The organism is Williamsia sp. SKLECPSW1, from assembly GCF_054332755.1.
Window position 1 is genome coordinate 841071 of the sequence record NZ_JBTGLI010000001.1, and the last position, 24991, is coordinate 866061.

A 24991-nucleotide genomic window follows, 5' to 3' on the forward strand; every position below is an offset into this window, starting at 1 on the left:
CGTCGTCGGCGGGATCGGGCTCGGCGGACCGGCGCCTCAGGGACGGGTCGGTCCGTTCATCGAGGGTAAGCCGCGGGGTGGGACAATCGCGGCATGGCAAGTCCGAAGGAGTGGGTCGAGGGTGCTCGCCCGCGCACGTTCCCCAACGCGATCGCGCCGGTGATCGCGGGAACCGGTGCCGCGGCATGGCTCGACGGCGCGGTCTGGTGGAAGGCGGTGCTGGCGCTCGTCGTGTCCGTCGCGCTGATCGTCGGCGTCAACTACGCCAACGACTACTCCGACGGCATCCGTGGCACCGACGACGACCGCGTCGGGCCGATGCGGCTCGTCGGGTCGGGTGCGGCGCCGGCGTCGGCGGTGAAGACCGCGGCGTTCGCGGCGTTCGGGATCGCGGCTGTGGCCGGCGTGGTGCTCGCGCTGACATCCGCGTGGTGGCTCATCGTCGTCGGCGCGGTCTGCATCGCGGGCGCCTGGTTCTACACCGGCGGCTCGAAACCCTATGGCTACGCGGGATTCGGCGAGGTCGCCGTGTTCGTGTTCTTCGGGCTCGTCGCGGTGCTCGGCACCGAGTTCGTCCAGGCCGAACGGATCGACTGGGTGGGTGCGGTCGCCGCGATCGCCGTCGGCAGCTACTCCAGCGCGGTGCTGGTGGCCAACAACCTGCGTGACATCCCCAGTGATTCGGTGACCGGGAAGACCACCCTCGCGGTGCGTCTCGGTGACACCCGCACGCGGACCGCGCATCTCGCCCTCCTCGCGGTGCCCACGGTGGCGACGCTCGTCCTCGTCGCCGCGACACCGTGGGCGCTGCTCGGGCTCCTCGCCGTCCCGCTGGCCGTTCGGGCCAACGCCCCGGTCCGATCGGGGGCGCAGGGCATGGCGTTGATCCCCGCCCTGGCCCAGACCGGGCTGGCGATGGTGGCGTGGTCGGTGGCGACGACCGTCGGTCTCATCGCCGGAAGTGTGTAGTTCTCGCGACCATCCCCGCAGGTGACGGCCACGAGAACTACACATCATCGGGGTGTCAGACGGTGGCGGTGAGTGCCTCGCGGAGCCGTTCGACGGTGGTGACCGACTCGATCAGTCGGCGCGACCTCTCGTCGCCGACGGCCAGGATCCCGAGCAACACGTGCTCGGCGCGGAGCCTGCCGCCGCGCTCGTCGCTGTCGGACTCGCGGCAGATGCGCACGGCCTCGCCGAGCGCCGCACGTGCCGAGGCGGAGAACCGCGGACGGCCCCAGGGCCCGCCGCGACCGCGTGGGCCGCGTCGTCCCCGTCCGTGCTGCCACGGACCGGCCTCCCACGACTCGGGGTCGCCCCACCCGCCGGGTCCGCCCGGGCCCCGTCGTCCGCCCGGACCGTGGTCGGGGCCGTCCCAGGGGCCGCCGCGCCCGCGACGGTGATCGTGGTCGCGACCGCCGCGCTCGTGGTGGTGCGGTCCGCCCCGGCCACGACGGTCCGGCCCACGCTTGGACCAGCCGTCGGTGATGTCGGTGCCGAACGCCCGCTTGATCGCGTCGGCGACCTTGTCGAGGTCGATGCCGACGGACTTCAGGGCCTCACGGTCCTCGTCGACCTGCTCGGCGTCGGTCTCGGCGGCGGCGCTCTCGGAGCCGTCGTCGTCGCCGTGGATCTCGCGAACGGTCTCGCGGGCGGCGGTCAGGGTGAACCCCTGCTCGGTGAGCAGGGTGTACACGTCGCTGCGGGCATTGCAGAGCATGCCCAGGATCAGGTGATCGGTGCCGAGTTGGGCGTGCCCGAGGTCGGCGGCCTCTTCCATGGCGAAGGACAGGATGTGCCTGTTCTCGCGGTTCATGTGGTCGAACATGTCAGTGTCCCTTCGGGGTCGAGTGTTTCTGATGCACGGCCTGGCGGCTGATGCCGAGGATCTCGGCGATCGCCTGCCAACTCCATCCCTGCTCGCGCGCGTTGCCGACCTGGACCTCCTCGAGGCGGTCGGCGAGCGTCCGGAGCGCGCGGACCGCAGCGAGCCCCTGTGCGGGGTCCGTGCTGGCGGCCGCTGTCGTGATGTCGTCGTTGTCGCCGTGCATGGCTGTCAGGTTATGTTGACACCGTCGGCGATGTCAACCTTTCTTGACTACCGTCTGTTGGGCGGTCGGAACCGTTCGTTGGGCGGTTGGGACGCGGGGTCGTGTCCCAACCGCCCAGTCGGTGTCCGGAGCCGCCCAGTCGACGTCTGGAACTGCCCACTCGACGCCTGAGGGGTGGGTGGGGTCTCTACTCGTCGGCGATGGCGTCGACGATGGTGAGCCGGCCGGCGCGCTGGGCGGGGATCACCGCGCCGACGACGCACAACACGAACGCGGCCACCACGTAGACGACGGTGAACAGGTGCAGGTGGTAGTCGATGGAGACCGCCGTCGTCACCCCGAGGACCTGGTTGCTGATGCCGTGCAGGAGCTCACCGCTCGCGACACCGAGCACCGCGCCGACACCAGCGATCCCGACGGCCTCGGCGACCACCATCCTCGACGCGAACCGCCGTGATGCACCCATCGCGCGCAGCACCCCGATCTCGCGTCGACGCTCGATCACCGACAGCAGCAGCGTGTTGAGCAGCGCCACCGCAGCGACCAGCGCCACGATCCACTGGATGGCGATGGTGAACTGACCCGACTGCTCGACGGACGACCGTGTCGCGTCGAGCGTCTCCGGCCCCGAGTAGACATACGGCCTCACCGCCCCGGCCTTCCCGACGACGGCGTCCTGCGCGGCGCGGGTGACCGCCGCACGCACCGCGGTCGCATCGGCCCCGGGCGCGACGGTCACCTGGAGGAACGTGTCGCCCGGTCGCTGGAACCACGTCTGCAGCAGGTCGAACGACATCGCCGCCGTCCCCGACTCGATCGCGGGGTAGTCCACGACCTGCAGCACACGCAGCGTGCGGTAGCCGACGGGCGTGGCGAGCCGCACCTCGTCGCCGACGCCCTTGCCGACGGTCGACGCCAGCACCTTCGACAGCACGATCCCGTCGCCGGCGATGGTCTGCCGCACCACCTCCGGCGAGGCACGCTTCACGAACGGTGACTGCACCCCCTGCGTCAGCCCCTGCACGACGACCCGCGCGGCGCCCAGGTTCAGATACGCCCACTGTCCGCCGACAACGCGTGACACCCCGGGGACGGACGAGACCGCCTCGCGCACGGCGGGATCGAGGACGGGGCCCGCGGGGATGTCGGTCACCGGCTGCGTGGAGACGTACAGGTCGGGGTCGCCGATGCCGTCGAGCGCGCCGGACACCGACCCGATCAGATCGTTCATCGCCCCCGACGTCCCGATGCCGACCGACACCGCGACCGCGACGGTCATCGCCGTCGTCCACACCCGCCGCGGCGTGCGTTCGGCGGTGACGGCCGCGAGTTGCCCCGGACCGCCCAGCCGACGGACGAGCCCGGTGATCGCACCCACGATCGGCCGTGTGAGGGCGAAGAACACCAGCAGTCCCCCGATGCTGGAGAGCACCGCGCCCGAGAACACCGCCCGATCGGTGACCGTGTAGGCGATGACCCAGCCGAGACCGATCGCGGCGAGACCGGCGACACCCGAGGCGATCTCGAGTCGCACCGATCCGCGCGACTGTTCGTCGGACTGGGCCGGGGACATCGCCTCCACCGGCGAGAGACGCAGCACCGATCGCGCGGCGAGCAGACTGGCCGCGGCGCAGGCGAGCACACACGCCACCAGCGCGACGACGGGTGCATACCAGGCGAGCGAGTAGGTCACGGTGGCCGAGACGCTGTCGATGTTCGCCGACGGCAACCGGCCGATGATCCACCGCCCGGCGAGCATCCCGAGCGGCACGCCGATGACACCGCCGACGGCGCCGATCACCGCGGCCTCGGCGACGAGGTCACGCACGAGCGGCCCCCGTCGGCCGCCGATCGCGCGGACCATCGCGAGCACGGGTCGCCGCGACGCCACGGCCATCGTCATCGTGTTGAACACCAGGAACGCCGCGATGACCACGGAGATCAACGCGACGAGCAGAGTCGAATCACGGGTCACCGCACTGGCTGTCGCCACCTGCGCGGCGCGGAAGTCGGGGTCGTTGACGACCGCGCGCCCCTCGACGACCGCCTCGACGCGAGCCCGCAGGTCGTCGGTCGCGACACCCGGACGTGCCGCGACGAGGATGGAGTCGACGCGGCCCGACTGGCCGGTGATGCGTTGCGCGAGCGGCAGGAACGCCGCGACGAACCGTCCGGATGCGATCGGCCGTGCGGCCGCGGACCGCACGATCTCCGCCACCGTCACCGGGACACCGCCGACGCGGATCGTCTGGCCCACCGACAGTCCGAGCCCGGGCCCTACGGCCACCGACGTCGCCGGGTCGAACCGCGGCGACGACGACCCTGCCTGCCCTCCGGAGGCGAGCACCGACCGCAGCGCGCCACCGAGACCGAGGACGGATGCGTCCGCACCGAGAACGGCGACGCGTCTGTCGTCGGAGCCGAGCGTCGCCGACGACCGCACGATCGGCGCGACCGTCTGCGCCTGCGGGACCCCGCGACGGATCTCGCCGACGAGGGCCTGGTCGATGCCCGCGTCCCCGATCGCGCCGACGTCGAGGTCGGCGTCGCCGGCGATCGTCGCCGACAGCCGTGACACCGAACTGGTGATGGACCCGTAGGTGCTGAGCACCGCCACCAGCAGCAACGACGACACCGCGATGACGAGCAGCGAGGTGAGCAGCCGCAGACGGTGCGTGCGGGTCTCCCGCAGGTTGAGCACCCGCAGGCGTCCGGCGGCGGCGACGACCCGCCCGAGGGGTGTGGGGCTCACGACGCGATGCGGCCGTCCCGCACGGTCACCGTGCGGTCGGCGACCGACGCGGCCGCGACGTCGTGGGTGACCATGACGACCAGCCGCCCGGCACCGTCGCGGGCGACCTCGCCGAGCAGCTCGAGGATGGCCGCGCCGGTCTGGGAGTCGAGGTTGCCGGTCGGCTCGTCGGCGAGCACGATCCGCGGCCCCATGATCAGCGACCGCGCGATCGCGACGCGCTGCATCTGACCACCGGAGAGTTCACCCGGGCGATGTGACGCGCGGTGCCCGAGCCCGACCCGGTCCAACAGCTCCTGCGCGTCGGATCGGCTGCGGCGCAACGGGGTGCCGTCGAGCAGGCGCGGCAGGGCGACGTTCTCCCACGCCGACAGCGTCGGCACGAGGTTGAAGAACTGGAACACGAACCCGACGCGACGCCGCCGGAACGTCGACAGCTCGTCGTCGTCCATCGCGGTGATGTCGCTCCCGTCCACCAGGATCCGGCCCGAGTCGGGGACGTCGAGCGCGCCCATCACGTGCAGGAGCGTCGACTTGCCCGCGCCCGACGGCCCGACCACCGAGACGAACTGTCCGGGATCGAGTGTGAGCGTCAACCCGTCGAGGGCGCGCACCGTCTGATCCCCCATGCGGTACTCGCGGACGAGGTCGGTGGCCTCGATCGCCGATCCCCCCGGACGGCTCACCTCGGCCAGGACCCGTCGCGCCAGAAGGCGTCGAGGATCGCCCGCGGCCTGTCGAGCGACATCCCCTGCACCGCGACCCAGTCGTCGTCGAAGTAGGTGTCGCCGTATCGGTCTCCCGCGTCGCAGAGCAGCGTGACGACGCTGCCCGATCGGCCGGCGGCGACCATCTGCGCGATCAGCCCGAACACACCCCACATGTTGGTGCCGGTGGACCCGCCGACCCGACGGCCGAGCACGTCGCTGACCAGCCGGGCCGTCGCGACGGACGCGGCGTCAGGGACGGTGACCATCGCGTCGATGACCTGCGAGACGAACGACGGTTCGACCCGGGGCCGGCCGATCCCCTCGATACGGGAACCCACCTGTGACGACACCGACGGATCCCCGCTGGCGTACGCCGGCGCGAACACCGAGTTCTCGGGGTCGACGACGGCCAGCCACGTGGGATGCCGGCGATAGCGGATGTAGCGGCCGATGGTGGCCGACGTGCCGCCGGTGCCGGCGCCCACGACGATCCACGTCGGGACGGGGTGTCGTTCGTCGGCGAGCTGACCGAAGATCGACTCGGCGATGTTGTTGTTGCCGCGCCAGTCGGTGGCGCGCTCGGCCATCGTGAACTGGTCGATGAAGTGCCCGCCCGTACGCCGGGCCAGGTCTGCGGCGGCGACGTACACCTCTCCGGCGGAGTCGACGAAATGGCACTGCCCGCCCTGACGCTCGATGAGAGCGACCTTGCTCGCCGACGTGGTGCGGGGCATCACGGCCACGAACGGCACGTCGATCAGCGCGGCGAAGTACGCCTCGGAGACCGCCGTGGACCCCGACGACGCCTCGACGACCGGCGCGCCCTGACGGATCCATCCGTTGCACAGGGCGTACAGGAACAGCGACCGCGCGAGCCGGTGCTTGAGGGAACCCGTGATGTGGGTGCTCTCGTCCTTGAGGTAGAGGTCGATCCCGCCCGACGCCCCGCTCCAGGCGGGCAGCGGGAACCGCAGCAGGTGGGTGTCGGCGCTGCGGGTGGCGTCGGCCTCGATCAGGCGGATCGCGTTCTGCGTCCAGGACCGATCGGCCCGGTGGTCGGTCCAGCTCCCGACATCGGAGAGACCCGCGGTCACCGCGTCACGCCCCGCCCGACTCGCCCCGGAGACGGGCCTGCAGCGCGTCGCGCTTGAGGCGCCGGTCCTCGTCGACCTCGGCGATGGCGGCGTTCACCCGCAACCGCAGCGACTTGAACGCGATCATGCCCAGCGGTAGCGCGATGATGACGGCGAAGATGGCGGCGACGAGGATCGGCACGTCGATCCCGGCGACGCGTCCGACGCCGTAGATGATCGCGGCGATCACGACGACGAGGGCCAGCCGGACCAGCGTGTACAGCGCCAGTGCGGACGCGAGGCGGCCGCCGGCGCCCGGTCGGGGCGCGGGCTGCGCGGGGTCGTCGGAGGGGACTGGATCAGGGGTGGTGCTCACCCGGTCAGCCTACGACGGGGCCTCCCACGCCCGCGATGTCCGATTTTTACCACTGGTTTACCAGCCGCTGACGGTTCGAACACCTGGCAATTCGGGTGTATCCATGACGACGTCGGACCACGAACCCACTCGTTCGACCTCGTATCAGGAGGCACCATGACCGCAGCTCACATCACCGGGACACCGTCGATGATCACCCCCCGCCTGGCGAGCCAGCACACGCTGACGCCCGGTCAGGTCGCCGCGATGTTCAACGTCAACCCCAAGACCGTCGCCCGCTGGGCCAGCTCGGGCCTCCTGGGCGCCATCCGCACCCCCGGTGGCCACCGCCGGTTCCGTGAGGCCGACGTCGTCGCGCTGCTCAACCGTCGCACCGACTGATCTCACCGCTTCCCGGCCGGGCCCCGATCCGCAGTGATCGCGGGCCCGTCCGTCGTCGGAGGTCCGCTTGCCGTGGACGTTCCTCGCGTACCCTGGAATGACGGGTAGTGGAGGTGTCTGGTGGTCTTTGTGATCGCGTTCGTGGTGGCAGTCGGCGTTGCCTACCTCGTGTGGCGTGCGTTCAAGCCCGAGCAGGACGTCACGTCCTCACGCCGCGGGCCGATCGGGCCCGACGACGACCCGGACTTCCTTCTCGACCTCGGCGCCGAGCGTCGTCGGACGGGTCGATCCGATGTGGACCAGGACGACGACCCCCAGTCCCCGACGCCGACCTGAGATCCTCTCTCCCGCAGAGTCTTTTCGTTTCGCTTCCGAACGTCCGCCCCTGGCCGTGAGACGCCGATCCCACTCTGTGACGCGGCTCCGCTAAATCCGCGGCGAGCGGTAGCATTCGTCAAACATGCACGGCGTGCTCCGCCGTGCGTGACTACAAACCAGACGGGAAGCCCGCAGCGCAGTCCAGGGTCGTGGGGATCCGGCGGATGCGGCCTCTCGGATGGATTCGGGAGAGCACGCACATGACCATCTCAGACGACGTCCGGACCACGAAACCGTTCGCCGACAGCCTCAACGAGCTGTTCGACACGGTGCGGGACGAGAACGGCATCCCCTACACGGGGAAGAAGATCGCGTTGAAGGCCAACCGCCTCGGGTACACGCTGTCGGACGCCTACATCTCGCAGCTGCGCACCGGGAAGGCGAAGACGCCGTCGTTCCGCACCGTCGAGGCCATCTCGCGCGCCTTCGAGATCAGCGTGACGTACTTCCTCACCGATCCCGAGGAAGACCTCAAGCGTGTCGAGCAGCAGCGCGAGTACGTCGCCCTGGCCGCCGAGACCGGCGCCCACATCGCGGCGTTCCGCCACGGCGACCTCTCCCCCTCGACGATCGACACCGTCATCGAGCTGCTGAAGGTCGTCAAGAAGCAGGCCGCCGCCGGGAACCAGGCCGCGACGTCGTAGTCGTCCCCCGTCCTCGGGTGCTGCGCCCGACCGCCGTCACAGACCGGCGTAGGAGTGCAGCCCCGAGACGACGAGGTTGATGATGAACAGGTTGAACAGCATCGCCACGAAACCGGCGATGTTGATCCATGCCGCGTTGGTGTTGCGCCAGCCCGCGGTCGCGCGTGCGTGCAGGTAGGCGGCGTAGATGATCCAGGCGATGAACGACACCGTCTCCTTGGGATCCCAACCCCAGAAACGTCCCCAGGCCGACTCGGCCCAGATGGCGCCGCAGATGACGCCGAGGCCGAACAGCGGGAACGCGAAGACGACGGTCTTGTAGGCGACGCGGTCGAGCGCCTCCGGGCTGGGCAGGCGATCGAGGATGCGTCCGCCGACGGACGATCCGGCGTCGGGCCAGCGCAGCTTGATCAGGTAGAGGGCGCTCGCGACACCCGACACGAGGAACACCCCGGATCCGACCGAGACGATCGACACGTGGATGGCCAGCCAGTAGGACTTCAGCGCGGGCACCACCGGCGCGGCCTGGGTGTAGAGCCACTTGCCGGCGACGAACATCAGCAGGCTCACGGGCACGAGGACGAACGAGAGCAGCGGACGGTGCTCGGGGCGCCGCAGGACGATGATCCCGGCGACCACACCGGCCATGCACGACAGGCTGATGAACTCGTACATGTTGCCCCAGGGCATGCGGTGGGTCGCGAGACCACGCAGCACCACGGACCCGATGTGCGCGAGCGCGCCGACGATGACGACGGGGAAGGCCATCCGCGCGAGACGATCGCCCCAGGGACGACGCTCCTTCTCCACGACGCGGCCCGGTGTGCGTACCGGCATGTCGGAACCGGTCGACCCGCCGCCGGCCCCGGCCTTCACGAGCACACGCTCCTCGGCGGCCGACTCCACACGGCCCCGCGCCGACGCGAGCGCGGCGAGGAACATGATCATCGCCAGCACGTACACCGTCAGCGTGGTGCCGAACAGGAGGTCGGAGTACCGCGACAGGTTCTCGTCGATCTGCACCTGGTTCACCTCTCGGTCGTGGTGGCCCCGTCGGAGGCGGCCCCGTCGGTCCCGGCCCTCTCGGTCGTGACCTTGTCGACGAGGTCGGAGAAACCCTCGCCCCAACCGGCCTGATCCGTACGGGCCAGGCCGGCCATCTCTACTACTGTAAGTCGTTGCCCGGCTGTGGACGATTCCTTCGACGCCGTGCCCGCGGGCGCCGGCGACACCCGGGCCCACACCCGCCGACGCTTCACCAGCAGCGACACCAGCAGGCCGGCCAGCATCATGATCGCCGAGATGAGGACGTACTGCTGCGTCGGGTCATGGCTGACCTGCAGTGATGCCCACTGCTTGTAGCCGTCGAAGCTGACCGTCGTGCCGTCGGGCAGTCGGGTGGACTGGCCGACGCCCAGATTGGTGCCCAGGCGGGAACCGCCGGTGGTGACCTGCTGCCGCAGACGGCCCTGGTTGATGAGGTTCTGGTCGAGCGAGTAGACGTTCTGCGGCCGCCCGGTGTCCAGGCCGGTGTCGCCCTCGTAGATGCGGATGGCGACGTACGGGTCCCGGGCAGCGGGGAACGACGACGACAGCAGGGTGTTGTTCGTCCCGCTGAACGCCGCGGTCGGGGCGAAGATCCCCTCGAGCGCGATCTGGTTCTTCCGTCGGTCGTCGGGGTTCGGGTACATCCCGGCCGGGGTGTCGAATCGCGCGGCACCCGAGGAGAGCAGCGTCGCCGACTCGTTCGGTGTGAACGGCACCGTCTGCGTGCGGGTCTCACCGTCGGTGAAGCGCACCGTGAACGTCGGGGCGTATCCGTGTCCGAGCAGGTAGATGCGGTCGCCGGCGATGCGCAGCGGGTCGTTGACCTTCACCGTCGTCGACTTCGACTGCCCGCTGTCGAGCTCGGAGCCGGTCTGGTAGTCCAGCTTCGCCGAGTACATGTCGGGCTGGCCGTTCTGCAGGTACTTCGCCGAGAAGCTGTCGATCCGGATGCAGAACGGGGTGAGGTCGGTGCCGTCGACGAGGTTGCCGCCGCGGAAGGAGTCGTAGACGGCGGTCGACGAGTTGCACAGACCCTGCTGACCGTCGGCGACGAGGATGCGAGTGCCCTCGTATCCCCACATCTTCCCCGCGGCGATCGAGACGAGCAGCGCCAGCAGCGCGAAGTGGAAGACGAGGTTGCCGAACTCCCGCAGGTAGCCCTTCTCCGCGGACACCTCGACGACGCCGTCGTCGCGGACGGTGGTCCGACGACGCCAGCCACGCAGGTTGCCGCTGATCCGGGCGGCGACCTGCTCGGGATCACCGGCGACCTCACGCAGCTCGTGCCGCGGCATACGTGACAGCACGCGCGGTGTGGCCACCGGCTGCGCGCGCAACGACTTGGCGTGTTCGATCATGCGCGGGGTCAGGCACCCGACCAGCGAGATGAACAGCAGCACGTAGATCGCGGTGAACCAGACCGACGAGAAGACCTCGAAGAACTGGAGCCGGTCCAGCAGACGCCCCACGAACCCGTGGGAGTCGATGTAGGCCTGGGTCTTCTGCGAGTTCAGTTCCCGCTGCGGCAGCAGCGCGCCCGGTACCGCGGCGAGTGCGAGGAGGAACAACAATGCGAGCGCGGTGCGCATCGACGTCAGCGACCGCCACAGGTTGCGCGCGGGCCACAGCACACGGCGGCGCAGCACCGACGGGGTGGGCGGCGGCGGTGTCGCGGCGGCGGGGCGGGTCTGGGTGTCGGTCATATCGGCAGTTCCGTGTCGGTGATGAAGGCGTCGCGGACCCAGGTGACGAAGCCGTCCCACAGTCCGGTCACCAGTGCGATGCCCACCAGGATGAGCAGGACGCCCCCGACGACCTGGATGGCGCGGGCGTGGGTGCGCATCCACCCGACCGCCCGCAGGGCCGTGGCCGACCCGAACGCGAGCAGCACGAACGGCAGGCCCAGTCCTAGGCAGTAGGCGACAATCAGGGCGACGCCCCGCGCGGCCGTCGATCCCTCGGTGCCGGATGCGGTCGCGACGACGGCCGCCAGCGTCGGACCGAGACACGGCGTCCAGCCGAGCGCGAACACCGCGCCGAGCAGCGGCGCCCCCACCAGGTTGGACACCAGGCGGGGGTGGAATCGGGCCTCGCGCTGCAGCATCGGCACGAGACCGATGAAGACCATGCCCATCAGGATGGTGACCACGCCACCGATGCGCTGCAGCAGTTCCCGGTTCACCAGGACCGACGACGTCAGTCCGAACACCGTCGCCGTGGCGAGGACGAACACGACGGTGAACCCGAGGACGAACAGCAGCGCGGCACCGGCCACACGGCCGCGGCCGCTCGACGGCTTCTCCCCCGCGCGCACCGGCGGGGCCTCGGCGCCGACGAGCCCCGCGAGATACGACAGGTACCCCGGGACCAGTGGCACCACGCACGGTGACGCGAACGAGATGAGGCCGGCGGCCGCGCAGGCGACGAGCGCCAGGACGATCGGTCCGGACGCCGCGGTCGACGCGAACTCGCTGCCCACCGACGCCAGGATCACGACGGCTCCCCGCGGACCACCGACGTCCCCGTGCCCGCGGGTGTGGGCGGCGGGCTGTACGGCTCGGCTGCCAGGCGTCGCACCAGCGGGTCGAGCTCCTCGGCGCTGATGGTGCGCAGGAACACCGCGGCCGCACGGTGGTATCGGTCGAGCACGACGGTGGTGGGCACCACCGACGTCGGGGTGGTCAGCCGGACCAGGGTGCGGCCCGGGTAGTCGTAGATCGACGGGTAGGTGACGTCGTTGTTGCGGATGTAGTCCTGGGCTTCCTGCCGGTTGTCGCGGAAGTCGATGCCGAGGAACGCCACACCCAGCGGCGCGGTGTCGGTGTAGACCTGCTCCAGGTCACCGACCTCCGCGCGGCACGGGGCACACCACTGGCCCCACACGTTGATGACGACGACCTTGCCGTCGAAGTCGGACAGGGCGAGCGGGGCGTTCGTCATCACGTTCTCGCCCGACAGGTCGCGGACGCGTTTGCGCGACGACGGCGGGTCGTAGGTGATCTCCGTCTTGCCGCCGGGTGACACGAACTCGAAGGTGTCGCCCTGACTGACCGCGTCCTTGCCGGTGGCGCATCCGGCGAGGGCCACGACGAGCGCAGCGACCACCACCGGGATCCACAGCAGCCTGGACCCGAGACCCTCAGACACGGACATCCTCGACACGGTCGTCGCTCACGCCCCTGTGGCGAGCGGGTCGGATGCGCCGGCGGGCTCGGAGTAGACGATGTCGACGAGGGTGTCCCCGTCGTAGAGGAGGCTGGTGACCGAGGCCAGCGAGCACTGGCGACGGCGCGGGTCGTGCCAGAGGCGTTGCCCTTCGAGGAACCGTCGCAGGATGTAGACGGGCAGCTGGTGACTGACGCAGACGGCCTCGTGACCGCGGGCGGTCTCGCGGGCCTTCGTCGCGACGCCGAGCATGCGATGGGCCAACTGGATGTAGGGCTCACCCCATGACGGGGTGAACGGGTCGCGCAGTTTCATCCAGTGCCGCGGCCGGCGCAACGCGCCGTCCCCGACCGAGACCCGCAGACCCTCGAAGACGTTCTCGGCCTCGATGAGCCCGTCCTCGGTGATGATGTCGAGCCCGTGCGCGGCCGCGATCGGCGTCGCGGTCTCCTGCGCACGCTGCAGCGGCGATGCGAAGACCGCGGTGATGTCGTGGTCGGCGAACTCGTCGGCGACCCGACGCGCCTGCCCCGATCCGGTCTGCGAGAGACGGAAGTTCGGCAGGCGTCCGTACAGGATGCCCTCGGGGTTGTGGACCTCGCCGTGCCGCATCATGTGCACGATGGTGCGCTGCATCAGTGGAGCTCCTCGGTGTCGCACCCGCATGTGTCGACGGGTCTGTCGCACCTCATGACGGGCTCTGCGCGGCCGCGGCCGCGCGTGCGGCTGCCGGCAGGGCGTCGGCCAGGACACCGAAAGCATCCTCGTCGAGCGCCGCGGACACAAACCACGCCTCGAACGCGCTGGGCGGGGGGTAGACCCCGCGTTCGAGCAGCGCATGGAAGAACGGGGCGAACCGCCAGGTCTGCGTGGCCTTCACCCCGGCGTAGTCGACGACGGGCCGGTCCGGCTCGGTCGTGAAGAACACACTGAGCATCGACCCGGCGAACTGCACGCGATGCGCCACGCCCTCGGCGGTCAGCGCATCGGTGATCAGGGCCCCCAGGCGCGTCGCGTTGGCGTCGAGCGTGCGGTAGACGTCGGCGTCGGCGAGGCGCAGCGTGGCCAGACCGGCGGCGACGGCGACGGGGTTCCCCGAGAGGGTGCCGGCCTGGTAGACGGGGCCGGTCGGTGCGAGGTGGGCCATGATGTCGGCCCTGCCGCCGAACGCGGCGGCGGGCAGGCCACCGCTCATCACCTTGCCGAACGTGTAGAGGTCGCCGGCGACGCCGTCGATCCCGAACCAGCCCGCCGCGCTCACGCGGAAGCCCGTCATCACCTCGTCGACGACCAGCAGTGCGCCGTCGCGGGCGGTGATCGCCTTGAGGCCCTCGTTGAAACCCTCCACGGGTGCGATCGCACCCATGTTCCCCGCGGCCGCCTCGGTGATGACACACGCGATCTCGCCGGGGTACCGGGTGAACGCCTCCTCGACGGCGGCGAGGTCGTTGTAGGGCAGCACCAGGGTGTCTGCGGCCTGCGCCCCGGTCACACCGGGCGTCGTGGGCAACCCGAGCGTCGCGACGCCGGACCCCGCGTCGGCGAGCAGCGCGTCGACGTGGCCGTGATAGCAGCCGGAGAACTTGACGATCTTCGTCCGTCCGGTGAAGCCGCGGGCGAGTCGGACAGCCGACATCGTCGCCTCGGTGCCGGAGTTGACCAGCCGCACGCGCTCGACGGGCGCGACGCGGCCGATGATCTCCTCCGCGAGGGCGATCTCGGCCTCGGTCGGGGCGCCGAACGACAGGCCCGTGGCCGCGGCCCGGGTCACGGCCTCGACGACCTGAGGGTGGGCGTGGCCCAGGATCATCGGACCCCACGAGCTGATCAGGTCGACGTAGGTGGCGCCGTCGGCGTCGGTCATCCGGCACCCCTGGGCGGACGTGATGAACCGCGGGGTCCCGCCGACGGCGGAGAACGCACGGACCGGCGAGTTCACGCCGCCGGGGATGGCCTGCGTCGCCCGCTGGAACAGCTCGGCCGATCGGGTGGTCGTGACAGTCACGGGCCCAGTGTTCCAAACGATCGACAGTGGCCGGGCCCACACCCCGCTGACCTGCGCCGATGGGATGGAGATCCGTGTTGTTCGGGCGAATCGGCCGGGAGATGGTTGCATATCTCGAACCACCTCGTGAGAATCGTCGCCCGAACGGGCACGCGGGGTGACGTCTCGTCCGGGGGGTGGGGAGGTCGGAGCCGATGGAGCGGCATCGGAGGGCCGATCGCGCCCTCGCCACCCGTGTGGTCCCCCAGTTCCAACCCATCGTGGATCTCGTGGACCGATCCGTCGTCGGCTACGAGGCGCTCGCGCGGTGGCCGGAGGTCCCGGACGCCACCCCGGACGAGGTGTTCGCCGCCGCCACCGCGGCCGGCACCCTCACCGATCTCGACTGGATGTGTCGCCGCGCCGCCGTGGAGGGAGGTCTCGACGCCGGCCTCGTCCGCCCGTTGACGCTGTTCGTGAACGTCGAACCCCTCGCCCTCGGACCCATGCCGCGCTGGAAGTTCCCGTTCGAACGGTTCCACGAGATCGCGTCGTCGGAGATGCAGATCGTCGTCGAGTTCACCGAGCGGGAGCTGCTCGCCGACCCCGGCGCGGTGATGACCGCCATCGACTGGGCGCGCCACTTCGGCTGCGGCATCGCCATCGACGACGTCGGCGTGAATCCCGAGTCGCTGGTGGTGCTGCCCGTCGCCCTCCCCGACGTGGTGAAGCTCGACCGCAGCGTCGTCATGAACCCGGGCACCCGATCCCACGACGAGACGACGTCGTTCGTCGCCGACTACGCGGTGTCGACCGGGGCACGCGTCATCGCCGAGGGGATCGAGACCGAGCACGACGCACACCTCGCCACGCTCGCGTCGGCGAGTCTGGGGCAGGGGTACCTGTTCGGTGCGGCGGCCCCCGCCCCGGTGCCACCGCCGTTCCCTTCCGAGCCGCTCCGCCTCTTCCGCAGCGTGCCGACGCCGATCTCCCGACCGTCCGACGTCCTCGAACGGTTGCCGCGTCAGGTCGCGCGGTACGAGTTGATCGCCCGCGTCTTCGACGAGCTGAGCCTGCTCGGGTCGTCGCTGTCCTGGCCCGGGATGCTGCTCGTCTCGGTGCAGGAGCCGGGTGAGTTCGCGGCACGCTTCGGTGACCGGTACGAGGAGTTCGCGCGCAAGCACACCCTGGTCGGGGTCATCGGTGCCGGCGACTTCGCCGTCCCCGGGGTGCGGGGTCCCGTGGACGCCGACGCCGGCTTCCCCGGCGAGTTCTCGCTGGCCATCCTGATCGACGGATACGCCTGCGCCGTCGTCGCGAAGGATCTCGGCGATCACGCCCCGCTCGGGGATCGGCGGTACGCATGGTGTTTCACCCACGACAGGGCGATCGTGCGGGAGGTCGCGGCCTGCATCATGCGCAGGCTCGCGCCGCGCGCCGCACCGGTGCCCGCCGGGCAGTCCGGTCAGTAGTACACGGCACCGGGGATCCCGCCACCCACGGCGATCGCGTCACCGGTGATCGCCCCGCTACGCGGTGAGGCGAGGAACGCGACGACGTCGGCGACCTCGGAGGCGTCGACGACCCTGCGGATCGAGTTGGTCGCCAGTTCCTCCTCCAGATCAGCGATCGCCGTTCCCTCTGCGGCGCTTCGCTTCTCGAGGCGCGCGACGAACCGTTCGGTGCGGGTGAGGCCCGGATGGACGACGGTGACCGTCACGCCCATCGGCCCGAGTTCGTCGGCGAGGTTCTTGGTCAGCGCGGAGACGCTCACGTTGCGGATGGTCTGTGCGATCGACTTCGCCTGTCGCGCACCGAGTCCGCTGATGTTGATGATGCGACCCCACCCCTGATCGGTGAGGTGGGGCGCGACGGCACGTGCGGTACGGAGATAGCCGAGCACCTTGATCTCGACCTCCTCGCGCACGACGTCGTCGCTGGTGCCGGCGAAGTCGGTGGGTCGCCCGGCGCTCCACGGGGTGGCCGCGGAGTTGACGAGGATGTCGACTCCGCCGAGCCGCGCCACCGTCTGCTCGACGAGCCGATCCACCGAGGCCTGGTCACCGGTGTCGACCGGGATCGCCACGACACGGCCCGACGTCTCACGACTGAGCTCGTCGGCGGTCGCGCGCAGTGCCTCCTCGCCGCGCGAGGCGACCACGACCTCGGCCCCCTCCGCCGCCAGGGCGCGGGCGATCGCACGCCCGATCCCCCGGCTGCCACCGGTCACGATGGTGCGCTTGCCCGTCAGCCCCAGGTCCATGTGTGTGTCCTCTCCGCGGAGTCCCGCCCACCGGTCTCCGTCCACCAGTCTCGCCCCGGCGGCCTGTCGGGCACGAGTCGGTCGGTCGTGCGGGGGACAGCGGGGTGCGTCGGACCGGGATGCCTTCCGCGAACACCGGTCGTCGCAGTCGCAGAGCCCCGGGGTGGTCCCGTGAGACGTTCGCTCCGCCGGCCTGGTCCTCCTCCCCACCGAGGGGCGCCCAACTCGCGGTGTCGACATTCAGCTTTTAGCGGTCCACAAGTATCCTCACGGTCGAACTTTTCTGTCCAACAAACGAATTCGCGAGCACTCACCGTCGCACTTTCGGCCCGACGACGTGGGACAACCAGACCGGAGTCCAGAACTCGAACGGGCGACGCTCGAGACGACGACGCCCGCGGGTCCGTGCGGATCCGCGGGCGTCGTGTCACACGACCGTCGCCGGCGGTGGGATCAGGTGACGGACTCGGCCTCGATCGAGCGTGGGCTGTCGCTGTGGGCGACCTCGATCTTGCGCGGCCTCGCGCGCTCGGCGACCGGGATCGTCACGGTCAGCACGCCGTTCTCGTACGACGCGGTGATGCCGGAGGCGTCGATGTTGTCGCCCAGGCTCAGCTGGCGACGGTAGGTGCCGAAGAACCGCTCCCCGCTCAGCCACTGCACCGAGTCGTCGGAGCGGGCCGTGCGCTGCGCCGACAGCGTGAGTGTCCCGTTGTCGACGTCGACGTCGATCGAGCCCGGATCGACACCGGGGAGATCGGCCGTGAGCAGGTAGTGGTCGTCGACCTTGCACAGGTCCATCGGCATGAACCGCGGGACCCGGGCCGACCCCGCCTGAGCTCCGTTGAGCAGTCCGCGGGTGATGGTGTCGAGTTCCGTGAAGGGATCGAAGCGCAGCATGGCCACAACACCTCCTGTGTTCTGTTCGTGACATCCGGCCCCGCCCGTACGGGGCCGGTCGCTGATGCACCACCGAATTTAGCACTCGATGCCGTCGAGTGCCAGAGTCTGTCACCACTCGATTCCGGCCCAGTTCGTCACCGGGACAGCACCTTCGGGTGATCACCGGTACCACGACGGACGTGCCCGTGATCTCCCTGTTACCCGCTCGGGTGAGGTCGGACGAAATGGGCGGCAACTGTGACCAATGAAGCGGACCAGGGTCGGTGGTCTCCGCCTACCGTGGAGTCATGACCGTCGCACCAGCATCCGAGAACCCGTCCACGGACTCCGCAGCAGACGCCACGGTGCCCGACAGCGCGGAGGCCGAACGTCGCCTGCTCGTCGACAACCTCAGGTACACGCTCGACGGCCGGTGGCGTGGTCTGCGCGAGTACACCCGCGAGCACATGAACCGCGCCGACCTCCTCCCCGACCCGACGCTCACGATGGACGAGGCGCGCGACGCCACGTTCGAGAAGATGAAGCAGCTGTCGGAACTCAAGTTCGCGGCGTACGGCTTCCGCGAGGAGCACGGCGGCACGGGCGACGTCGGCGCCTCGGTGACAGCCATCGAGATGCTCGGGTACGCGGACCTGTCGCTCATGGTGAAGGCCGGCGTGCAGTGGGGACTCTTCGGTGGTGCCATCGAGAACCTCGGCACCCAGCGCCACCACGACAAGTACGTCACCGACCTCATCAACCTCGACCTGCTCGGCTGCTTCGCCATGACCGAGAAGGGGCACGGGTCCAACGTGCAGGCGCTGGAGACCATCGCCACCTACGACAAGGACTCCGACGAGTTCGTCGTGCAGTCGTCGACCCCGTCGGCGACGAAGGACTACATCGGCGGCGCCGCGAAGCACGCCCGCCTGGCGACCGTGTTCGCCCAACTCGTCACCGCCGGCCCCGGCGAGGAACCCGTCAGCCGCGGCGTGCACTGCTTCGTCGTGCCCATCCGCGACGAGGACGGCAACGCGCTGCCCGGTGTGACCATCGGCGACGACGGACCCAAGGGTGGTCTCGCCGGTGTCGACAACGGCACCCTGCGGTTCGACGAGGTCCGCATCCCGCGGGAGAACCTGCTCAACAAGTACGCCGACGTCGAGTCCGACGGCACGTACACCTCACCGATCGAGAGCGACAACCGTCGCTTCTTCACGATGCTCGGCACCCTGATCCGCGGTCGCGCGAGCGTCGGTGCCACCGCGGGCGCCGCCGGCCGCAAGGCGCTCGCGATCGCCGTCGACTACGGCACGCAGCGTCGTCAGTTCGACGCACCGTCCGGTGACGACGAGATCCCCGTGCTCGACTACCGCGCACACCAGCGCAAGCTGCTCCCCCTCGTCGCCAAGTCCTACGCGCTGCAGTTCGCGACCAACGAGATGATCGAGGAACTGCACGAGGTGCAGACCGCGAACCCGGAGAACACCGAGGGCGACGACTCGATGGCGGGCCGTCAGCGGGAGCTCGAGAGCACCGCTGCCGGCCTCAAGGCGGCCACCACGTGGCACGCGTCGCACACCATCAACGTGTGCCGGGAGGCATGCGGCGGCGCCGGGTACCTCTCGGAGAACCAGCTGCCGATCATGCGCGGCGACATCGACGTCTTCACCACGTTCGAGGGTGACAACACCGTGCTCACCCAGCTCGTCGCCAAGGAGCTGCTCTCCGCCTACGCCGACGAGGTCCAGGGCTACGACACCCGTGGCTGGGCCCGCTTCATCGCCGGCATGGCGCGCGACGTCTTCCTGGAGAAGTCGGCAGCCCGTCAGGTCGTGCAGACGCTGATGGACTCCTCCGACGAGGACCCCGAACAGTCCGATCTCACCAACCGCGGCACGCAGATCCGTCTGTTCCGCAACCGGGAGGACCACCTGCTCCGCACGGCCGCGAACCGCATGCGGCGCGCACTGTCCGACGACGCCGACGAGTTCGAGGTCTTCAACGACGCCCAGGACCACATCCTCAAGGTCGGGCAGGTGCACATCGAGCGAATCGTGTTGGAGGCGTTCATCTCCGCGATCGAGTCGTGCGACTCCAAGGCCGCCAAGGACCTGCTGTGGAAGGTGTGCGACCTGTACGTCTACTCGACCATCGAGGCGGACATGGGGTGGTTCCTCATGCACCGGCACATCTCGGTGGAGCGGGCGAAGGCCGTCCGCCGCGGCGTCAACGAGCTGTGTGCCCAGTTGCGGCCACACGCCCAGACGCTCGTCGACGCGTTCGGTGTGCCGCCGGCGTTGCTCACCGTCGCGATGCAGCCCTGAGCGACGAGTCACGCCTGAACGAGGACACACACCAGGCGAGGGCGGCGACGGCGGCGATCGCGCAGACCGTCGCCGCCCCGACCAGGTCGCCGTGGACCTCGGTCAGGCGGTAGGACCCGGCGACCGTGCGGTCACCGATCTGCAACGGCGGATAGTCGGCGGTCTGCACCGCGGACAATGCCAGCCACACGGTGACGCCGACGAGCACGAGCCCCACCACCAGGGCCAGCACTGCTCGAGCGCGAAGAGACCTCATGACGCGTCGTCTCCCCGGGAATGCCGGGGACCCAACCCCATCTGCACGGCCATGACCGCCTCGGTGAGTTCCTGACGGAACCGCTGGTGGTCCCGCGCCCACGCCTGGACCAGCGCGCCCGACGTGAGCGTGAGCCCCACACCCTTGCGTCGGCGCGGCACCCCCGACAACTCGCCGAGCGCCGGCGCACTCTCCCATTCCTGCGCGTCCCCGCCGGTGTTCTCCGGGTGGATGGTGGCGACCTCGGACAGCACGATGGTCCGCTCACCCTGGCGGAGGGTCGCCTCGGTCAACTCGACACTCACGTGCCGCCTGGCCGCATAGACCTGCAACGCCGAGAACCCCGTCAGCACGACGAAGAAGATCGAGAGCACCGGCCAGTGGACACGGCCCGGACCGCTCGCCTCGACGGCGACGACAGCGGCGATCAGCGCGGGCCCGAGGAGGACCACCCACCAGCTGCCGCCGGACTCACGGAACAGCACGTCGCCGCGCTCGGACGGCGGCGGCAACACCGCCTTCGGAGATGCAGGCCGGGTGTCCCCGTCGAGGTCGTCGGGATCCGCGGGGTCGTCGGGATCCTCGAGGTCGTCGAGATCCTCGAGATCGTCCGGATCGGTCGGGTCCTCGCGGTCGGCCGGATCAGCCACGCGCGGGTCCCGCGAACCACGGCTCCGCCCCCGGCCGGTAGGACAACATCGACCCGACGAGGCCGACGAGGCCCGCCAGCAGGATGAACGGCAGGCCGTACAGCACCGCCATCAGCATCCCCAAGACGGTGACCACGAGGGTCAGCACCGCGACCGACGACCGCCACCGCGGATCACCGGCACCGGCTCGCCGGCCCAGGACGACGGTCGCGATCCCCACACCCGCGCAGATCACCGCGAGGCCGATCGGGAACGCGCGCACCGCGAGGATCCCGACGATCAGCGCGTAGACGGCCGTCAGTCCGAGCAACACCCCGGAGGCGATCCACAACCTGGCCGCCCACTTCGCCTGCTTCGGCGTCGGCACCTGCTCAGCGCGTTCTTTGTCCGTCACGCGCGTCATTCTCCCCGGTGCCGCGGACCGTCGGTCCCCGGACCGTCCTCATCGGTGTCGTCGGGGCGATCCGGCTCACGCTCGCGGACGTTCTCGCCGCGCGCCGGCTCCCACTGCTCGCTCGGTCGACGGTCCTCGGACTGCGGCGACGACGGGGGCGGCGACGACGGATAGGGCGGCGAGGGATACGGCGTCGACGGGTACAGCGGCGGCGGTGCGCCGTAGGACCTCGTGTCCGGCCCGGACCAGGACGGCGGCTGCTGCTGCTGCGGCGGGTGATACGCGTGCGGGTCGTATCGGGGCCCGGACTCCGGCGGCCGATACGACGGGTACGTCGGCTGCTGCGAGCCGTACTGCTGAGACCCGTGCTGATGTGGCCCCTGCTGGTGGGGGCCTCCCTGGTACGGACCCTGCTGGTGCGGACCGGGTGGGTGGGGAGGCTGCGGTCCGGCCGGCCCGGACCCACCGATCCGACCGCCGCTGCGTCGGTGGTCGGCCATCGCCCGGCAGTAGGCCTCGCTGTCCCGCTGGACGAGCAGATAGGAGGCACCCAACGCGGCCACACCGCTGAGGACCGACGGGATCGTCGTCCACGACGACGCCGCGTCACCGAACAGCCCGAGCACGGTCTGCACGACGATGAACGCGCTGAAGAAGACGAGCACGAGCCGCGCCCAGTTGTGTCCGGTCCGCGCGAGCCACACCATCAGCAGCGACACCAGCGACAGCACCACGCCGACGGCGACGTACACGCCGACGATCGTGCCCGTCGAGGTGAGCATGCGGACCTCGTCGGCCGAGGCGCCCGATGCGGCGTTGCGCGCCGCCTCCCGGACCGAGTCGGCGGCGGTGGAGTACTGGCCGGCGAAGGCGACGGCCTGACCGATCACCACGACGAGCCACAGCTCGGTCGCGATCGCCATCGGCGACGGCAGCGTCGGCTTCGCGCCGGGCTCCGGGGCGGGCCCGGTCGGCGGTGGGCTGAACCGGTCTGACATGGCCGCCAGGGTAACCGTCGGGTCGGAGCGACCGGGTCAGAGCAACCGGGTCGCGAGGTCGGTCGCCCAGTATGTGAGGACGATCGACGCGCCGGCACGACGGATGGAGGTCACCGACTCGACGATCGCGGCGTCGAGATCGATCCAGCCGCGCTCGGCGGCGGCGGTGATCATCGCGTACTCCCCCGAGATCTGGTACGCCGCGACGGGCACGTCGACGACGTTCGCCACGTCGCGGACGATGTCGAGGTAACTCATCGCCGGCTTCACCATGACGATGTCGGCGCCCTCGGCGAGGTCGAGCTCCAGCTCGCGCATCGCCTCGCCCCGATTGGCGGTGTCCTGCTGGTAGGTCCGGCGATCGCCTTGCAGCGTGCTCGCGACCGCCTCGCGGAACGGCCCGTAGAACGCCGAGGCGTACTTGGCGGTGTAGGCGAGGATGCCGGTGTCGAGGAACCCGGCGTCGTCGAGGCCCGCGCGGATCGCGCCGACCTGGCCGTCCATCATCCCGCTGGGTCCCAGGAGGTGGGCGCCGGCCTGCGCCTGGGCGACGGCCATGGACACGTAACGCTCCACCGACGCGTCGTTGTCGACGCGACCGTGGTCGTCGAGGACGCCGCAGTGCCCGTGATCGGTGAACTCGTCGAGACAGGTGTCGGCCATGAGGACCGTCGCGTCGCCGAGGTCGTCGCGCAGGGCCCGCAGCGCGCGGTTGAGGATGCCGTCGGGATCGTCGGCGCCGGACCCTGTTCCGTCCTTGTCCTCGGCCTTCGGGACACCGAACAGCATGAGGCCACCGACACCGGCCGCGACCGCCTCGTCGGCGGCGGCGCGCAGGGAATCGATCGTGTGCTGCACGACGCCCGGCATCGAGGAGATCGGCTGCGGCGCATCGATGCCGTCGGCGACGAATACCGGCAGCACGAGGTGCCGCGGCTCGACCGAAGTCTCCGCGACCAACCGCCGCATCGCCGACGAGGTGCGCAGACGACGCGGCCGGATGTCGCCGACTGGACGGATCGGGCTGTCCGACACCGGGATCAGGACGACCGTGAGGTCCGGCGGGCCTTCTTGCGCGGCGGGGGCAGCGCACCCTCGGCCCGCAGGCGTGCGGCGTGCTCGGCCAGCGCGTCGACGAGATCGGGCACGGACGCGTTCTCCGGCTGGACGTCGACGCGGAGACCGAACTCCGCTGCCGTCTCTGCGGTCTTCGGCCCGATGCACGCGACGATGGTCCGGGCGTGCGGCTTGCCGGCGATGCCGACGAGGTTGCGGACCGTCGAGCTCGAGGTGAAGCAGACCGCGTCGAAGCCGCCGGTCTTGATCATCTCGCGCGTCGTCGCCGGCGGCGGGGCCGCGCGGACGGTGCGGTACGCGGTGACGTCGTCGATCTCCCAGCCGCGATCCCGCAGACCCTCGGACAGGGTCTCGGTCGCGATGTCGGCGCGCGGCAACAGGATCCGGTTCACCGGGTCGAAGACGTCGTCGTAGGGCGGGAAGTCGTCGAGCAGACCCAGCGACGACTGCTCGCCGGACGGGATCAGCTCGGGCTCGATGCCGAACGTGCGGACCTTCGCCGCGGTGGCCTCACCGACGCAGGCGATCTTCACACCGCTGAACGCGCGGGCGTCGAGACCGAACTCGGCGAACTTGTCCCACACCGCACGCACCGCGTTGGTGGAGGTGAACACCACCCACTGGTAGCGACCGTCGACCAGACCCTTCACCGCACGCTCCATCTGCGCGGGGCTGCGCGGCGGCTCGACGGCGATGGTCGGGACCTCCATCGGGACCGCGCCGTGGGTCACGAGACGATCGCTCATCTCGCCGGCCTGGTCCTTGGTACGCGGCACCAGGACGGTCCAGCCGTAGAGCGCCCGCGACTCCCACCAGTTGAGCTTGCCGCGCTGGCTCACCACCTTGCCGACGGTGACGATCAGCGGACCCTGCAGGCCGGCGGCCGAGTCGTTGAGGGTGGCCAGCGTGGCCTCGACGGTGCGCTGCTGGCACGTCGTGCCGTTGACCGTCACCGCGACCGGGGTCTGCGCGGCCAGGCCGTGTTCGGTCAACGCGCTCGCGGCCTCGGCGAGGTGGGCGGCGGTCGCGTGCAGCACCAGCGGTCCGGGGGCGGCGGCCAGGGCGGCCCAGTCGACCTCGCCGCGGACGTCGGCCTCGGTGTGGCCGGAGCCCAGCGGCATCCCGGCGTAGCTCGGGACCGCGGCGGCTGCGGGCAGACCGGGGATGACCTCGAACGGCACCGACGTCCGCGCGATCGCGGACACCTCGGTGAGGACGGAGTCGGTGGTCAGCGGGTCGCCCGCGACGAGGCGGACGACGTCGTCGCCGGCCTTCGCGGCGGCGACCAGGGTCTTGGCGACCTCACTCGGATCACCCAGCGCGGGACGCACACGGGCGGTGTCGTCGCCGTCGGTCTCGGTCGGCTCGACGACGGGGGCGTCGGCGCCGACCAGCTCGAGCACGCCCGCGGGGACGTCGGGGTCGACGAAGACGGTGGTCGCGCCGGCGAGCGCGTCACGCGCGCGGACGGTGAGCAGAGCGGGGTTCCCGGGGCCCGACCCGACGAACAGGATCCGACCGGGGCTTGCCTTCTTCGTGCGGCTCATGCGGTGCACTCTCCTGACCCCTCCTGGGGTCGTCCG

At 70.5% G+C, this 24991-nt stretch carries 26 protein-coding genes; 6 read left to right on the top strand and 20 right to left on the bottom strand.

The window, feature by feature from the left end:
* Window positions 1-93 precede the first annotated feature (93 nt).
* Window positions 94-969, top strand: a complete 876-nt coding sequence (locus ACXVUM_RS03710; protein ID WP_458520520.1) for a 1,4-dihydroxy-2-naphthoate polyprenyltransferase — start codon at window positions 94-96, stop codon at window positions 967-969.
* Between the two features lie 55 nt (window positions 970-1024).
* Here the strand turns inward: ACXVUM_RS03710 and ACXVUM_RS03715 are convergent, their stop codons facing one another.
* From ACXVUM_RS03715 to ACXVUM_RS03740, 6 genes are all read right to left on the bottom strand, one after another.
* Window positions 1025-1828, bottom strand: a complete 804-nt coding sequence (locus ACXVUM_RS03715) for a Clp protease N-terminal domain-containing protein (RefSeq protein WP_458520521.1) — start codon at window positions 1826-1828, stop codon at window positions 1025-1027.
* Between the two features lies 1 nt (window position 1829).
* Complete coding sequence (locus ACXVUM_RS03720; RefSeq protein ID WP_458520522.1) at window positions 1830-2051, bottom strand: helix-turn-helix domain-containing protein; 222 nt, start codon at window positions 2049-2051, stop codon at window positions 1830-1832.
* Between the two features lie 187 nt (window positions 2052-2238).
* Window positions 2239-4803, bottom strand: a complete 2565-nt coding sequence (locus tag ACXVUM_RS03725; protein ID WP_458520523.1) for an FtsX-like permease family protein — start codon at window positions 4801-4803, stop codon at window positions 2239-2241.
* Entirely contained in the window at window positions 4800-5432 is a 633-nt protein-coding gene (locus ACXVUM_RS03730; RefSeq protein WP_458522770.1) for an ABC transporter ATP-binding protein, read from the bottom strand. The genes ACXVUM_RS03725 and ACXVUM_RS03730 overlap by 4 nt, the downstream gene beginning before the upstream one ends.
* 53 nt (window positions 5433-5485) lie before the next feature.
* The gene (gene cds1, locus ACXVUM_RS03735) at window positions 5486-6607 is read right to left on the bottom strand and encodes an L-cysteine desulfhydrase Cds1 (protein ID WP_458520524.1); all 1122 of its coding nucleotides are present in this window, start codon (window positions 6605-6607) and stop codon (window positions 5486-5488) included.
* A 4-nt stretch (window positions 6608-6611) separates the two neighbouring features.
* Window positions 6612-6962: a DUF4229 domain-containing protein gene (locus tag ACXVUM_RS03740; protein WP_458520525.1), complete on the bottom strand. Its 351-nt coding sequence runs from the start codon at window positions 6960-6962 to the stop codon at window positions 6612-6614.
* 156 nt (window positions 6963-7118) lie between these two features.
* On the opposite strand from ACXVUM_RS03740, the gene ACXVUM_RS03745 reads away from it, so the two are divergent.
* The 3 genes from ACXVUM_RS03745 to ACXVUM_RS03755 all read left to right on the top strand — a co-directional run bounded on the left by ACXVUM_RS03745 (window position 7119) and on the right by ACXVUM_RS03755 (window position 8365).
* Window positions 7119-7343, top strand: a complete 225-nt coding sequence (locus ACXVUM_RS03745; RefSeq protein WP_458520526.1) for a BldC family transcriptional regulator — start codon at window positions 7119-7121, stop codon at window positions 7341-7343.
* Window positions 7344-7463: 120 nt separating this feature from the next.
* On the top strand, window positions 7464-7679 hold the full coding sequence (locus ACXVUM_RS03750) for a hypothetical protein (protein ID WP_458520527.1): 216 nt from the start codon (window positions 7464-7466) through the stop codon (window positions 7677-7679).
* 242 nt (window positions 7680-7921) lie between these two features.
* Complete coding sequence (locus ACXVUM_RS03755) at window positions 7922-8365, top strand: helix-turn-helix domain-containing protein (RefSeq protein ID WP_458520528.1); 444 nt, start codon at window positions 7922-7924, stop codon at window positions 8363-8365.
* 36 nt (window positions 8366-8401) lie between these two features.
* Here the strand turns inward: ACXVUM_RS03755 and ccsB are convergent, their stop codons facing one another.
* From ccsB to hemL, 6 genes are read right to left on the bottom strand one after another with little or no spacing between them, the layout of a single operon-like run.
* Window positions 8402-9388 carry a c-type cytochrome biogenesis protein CcsB gene (gene ccsB / locus ACXVUM_RS03760; RefSeq protein WP_458520529.1) on the bottom strand — a complete coding sequence of 329 codons (987 nt, stop codon included), beginning with the start codon at window positions 9386-9388 and terminating at the stop codon, window positions 8402-8404.
* A 5-nt stretch (window positions 9389-9393) separates the two neighbouring features.
* The gene (gene resB / locus ACXVUM_RS03765; protein ID WP_458520530.1) at window positions 9394-11115 is read right to left on the bottom strand and encodes a cytochrome c biogenesis protein ResB; all 1722 of its coding nucleotides are present in this window, start codon (window positions 11113-11115) and stop codon (window positions 9394-9396) included.
* The gene (locus tag ACXVUM_RS03770; RefSeq protein WP_458520531.1) at window positions 11112-11906 is read right to left on the bottom strand and encodes a cytochrome c biogenesis CcdA family protein; all 795 of its coding nucleotides are present in this window, start codon (window positions 11904-11906) and stop codon (window positions 11112-11114) included. The genes resB and ACXVUM_RS03770 overlap by 4 nt, the downstream gene beginning before the upstream one ends.
* On the bottom strand, window positions 11903-12565 hold the full coding sequence (locus tag ACXVUM_RS03775) for a TlpA disulfide reductase family protein (protein WP_458520532.1): 663 nt from the start codon (window positions 12563-12565) through the stop codon (window positions 11903-11905). Before ACXVUM_RS03775 ends, ACXVUM_RS03770 begins: the two co-directional genes overlap by 4 nt.
* Before the next feature lie 18 nt (window positions 12566-12583).
* Entirely contained in the window at window positions 12584-13213 is a 630-nt protein-coding gene (locus ACXVUM_RS03780) for a histidine phosphatase family protein (RefSeq protein WP_458520533.1), read from the bottom strand.
* A 52-nt stretch (window positions 13214-13265) separates the two neighbouring features.
* A complete protein-coding gene (gene hemL / locus ACXVUM_RS03785) occupies window positions 13266-14582 on the bottom strand; it encodes a glutamate-1-semialdehyde 2,1-aminomutase (protein WP_458520534.1) in 1317 nt (438 codons plus the stop codon).
* Window positions 14583-14776: 194 nt separating this feature from the next.
* On the opposite strand from hemL, the gene ACXVUM_RS03790 reads away from it, so the two are divergent.
* A complete protein-coding gene (locus ACXVUM_RS03790; protein ID WP_458520535.1) occupies window positions 14777-16033 on the top strand; it encodes an EAL domain-containing protein in 1257 nt (418 codons plus the stop codon).
* Here the strand turns inward: ACXVUM_RS03790 and ACXVUM_RS03795 are convergent.
* Together ACXVUM_RS03795 and ACXVUM_RS03800 are read right to left on the bottom strand one after the other, a co-directional pair.
* A complete protein-coding gene (locus ACXVUM_RS03795; protein WP_458520536.1) occupies window positions 16027-16824 on the bottom strand; it encodes an SDR family NAD(P)-dependent oxidoreductase in 798 nt (265 codons plus the stop codon). The two genes, ACXVUM_RS03790 and ACXVUM_RS03795, sit on opposite strands and share 7 nt — an antisense overlap.
* Window positions 16825-17277: 453 nt before the next feature.
* Window positions 17278-17724, bottom strand: coding sequence for an Hsp20/alpha crystallin family protein (locus ACXVUM_RS03800; protein ID WP_458520537.1), 447 nt, complete (start codon window positions 17722-17724; stop codon window positions 17278-17280).
* Between the two features lie 290 nt (window positions 17725-18014).
* Here ACXVUM_RS03800 and ACXVUM_RS03805 point away from each other — a divergent pair, with 290 nt between their 5' ends.
* Window positions 18015-20033 carry an acyl-CoA dehydrogenase family protein gene (locus ACXVUM_RS03805; RefSeq protein WP_458520538.1) on the top strand — a complete coding sequence of 673 codons (2019 nt, stop codon included), beginning with the start codon at window positions 18015-18017 and terminating at the stop codon, window positions 20031-20033.
* Here the strand turns inward: ACXVUM_RS03805 and ACXVUM_RS03810 are convergent.
* Genes ACXVUM_RS03810 through ACXVUM_RS03835 form a run of 6 tightly spaced genes read right to left on the bottom strand, consistent with a single transcriptional unit; the run spans window position 20011 to window position 24955 of the window.
* A complete protein-coding gene (locus ACXVUM_RS03810) occupies window positions 20011-20289 on the bottom strand; it encodes a hypothetical protein (protein ID WP_458520539.1) in 279 nt (92 codons plus the stop codon). The two genes, ACXVUM_RS03805 and ACXVUM_RS03810, sit on opposite strands and share 23 nt — an antisense overlap.
* Entirely contained in the window at window positions 20286-20939 is a 654-nt protein-coding gene (locus ACXVUM_RS03815; RefSeq protein ID WP_458520540.1) for a DUF3093 domain-containing protein, read from the bottom strand. The genes ACXVUM_RS03810 and ACXVUM_RS03815 overlap by 4 nt, the downstream gene beginning before the upstream one ends.
* Window positions 20932-21333 carry a hypothetical protein gene (locus ACXVUM_RS03820; RefSeq protein ID WP_458520541.1) on the bottom strand — a complete coding sequence of 134 codons (402 nt, stop codon included), beginning with the start codon at window positions 21331-21333 and terminating at the stop codon, window positions 20932-20934. Before ACXVUM_RS03820 ends, ACXVUM_RS03815 begins: the two co-directional genes overlap by 8 nt.
* A gap of 5 nt (window positions 21334-21338) precedes the next feature.
* On the bottom strand, window positions 21339-22331 hold the full coding sequence (locus ACXVUM_RS03825) for a hypothetical protein (protein ID WP_458520542.1): 993 nt from the start codon (window positions 22329-22331) through the stop codon (window positions 21339-21341).
* Between the two features lie 36 nt (window positions 22332-22367).
* Window positions 22368-23351: a porphobilinogen synthase gene (gene hemB / locus ACXVUM_RS03830; RefSeq protein WP_458522771.1), complete on the bottom strand. Its 984-nt coding sequence runs from the start codon at window positions 23349-23351 to the stop codon at window positions 22368-22370.
* Window positions 23352-23371: 20 nt separating this feature from the next.
* On the bottom strand, window positions 23372-24955 hold the full coding sequence (locus tag ACXVUM_RS03835) for a uroporphyrinogen-III synthase (protein WP_458520543.1): 1584 nt from the start codon (window positions 24953-24955) through the stop codon (window positions 23372-23374).
* Window positions 24956-24991 lie beyond the last annotated feature (36 nt).

What these genes read in the sequence shown, in the direction of transcription:
- ACXVUM_RS03710 (WP_458520520.1), top strand. Translation starts at nt 94, where the DNA reads ATGGCAAGTCCGAAGGAGTGGGTCGAGGGTGCTCGCCCGCGCACGTTC.
- ACXVUM_RS03715 (WP_458520521.1), bottom strand. Translation starts at nt 1,828, where the DNA reads ATGTTCGACCACATGAACCGCGAGAACAGGCACATCCTGTCCTTCGCC.
- ACXVUM_RS03720 (WP_458520522.1), bottom strand. Translation starts at nt 2,051, where the DNA reads ATGCACGGCGACAACGACGACATCACGACAGCGGCCGCCAGCACGGAC.
- ACXVUM_RS03730 (WP_458522770.1), bottom strand. Translation starts at nt 5,432, where the DNA reads ATGGGGGATCAGACGGTGCGCGCCCTCGACGGGTTGACGCTCACACTC.
- ACXVUM_RS03745 (WP_458520526.1), top strand. Translation starts at nt 7,119, where the DNA reads ATGACCGCAGCTCACATCACCGGGACACCGTCGATGATCACCCCCCGC.
- ACXVUM_RS03755 (WP_458520528.1), top strand. Translation starts at nt 7,922, where the DNA reads ATGACCATCTCAGACGACGTCCGGACCACGAAACCGTTCGCCGACAGC.
- resB (WP_458520530.1), bottom strand. Translation starts at nt 11,115, where the DNA reads ATGACCGACACCCAGACCCGCCCCGCCGCCGCGACACCGCCGCCGCCC.
- ACXVUM_RS03775 (WP_458520532.1), bottom strand. Translation starts at nt 12,565, where the DNA reads ATGTCCGTGTCTGAGGGTCTCGGGTCCAGGCTGCTGTGGATCCCGGTG.
- ACXVUM_RS03780 (WP_458520533.1), bottom strand. Translation starts at nt 13,213, where the DNA reads ATGCAGCGCACCATCGTGCACATGATGCGGCACGGCGAGGTCCACAAC.
- ACXVUM_RS03790 (WP_458520535.1), top strand. Translation starts at nt 14,777, where the DNA reads ATGGAGCGGCATCGGAGGGCCGATCGCGCCCTCGCCACCCGTGTGGTC.
- ACXVUM_RS03795 (WP_458520536.1), bottom strand. Translation starts at nt 16,824, where the DNA reads ATGGACCTGGGGCTGACGGGCAAGCGCACCATCGTGACCGGTGGCAGC.
- ACXVUM_RS03800 (WP_458520537.1), bottom strand. Translation starts at nt 17,724, where the DNA reads ATGCTGCGCTTCGATCCCTTCACGGAACTCGACACCATCACCCGCGGA.
- ACXVUM_RS03805 (WP_458520538.1), top strand. Translation starts at nt 18,015, where the DNA reads ATGACCGTCGCACCAGCATCCGAGAACCCGTCCACGGACTCCGCAGCA.
- ACXVUM_RS03810 (WP_458520539.1), bottom strand. Translation starts at nt 20,289, where the DNA reads ATGAGGTCTCTTCGCGCTCGAGCAGTGCTGGCCCTGGTGGTGGGGCTC.
- ACXVUM_RS03825 (WP_458520542.1), bottom strand. Translation starts at nt 22,331, where the DNA reads ATGTCAGACCGGTTCAGCCCACCGCCGACCGGGCCCGCCCCGGAGCCC.
- ACXVUM_RS03835 (WP_458520543.1), bottom strand. Translation starts at nt 24,955, where the DNA reads ATGAGCCGCACGAAGAAGGCAAGCCCCGGTCGGATCCTGTTCGTCGGG.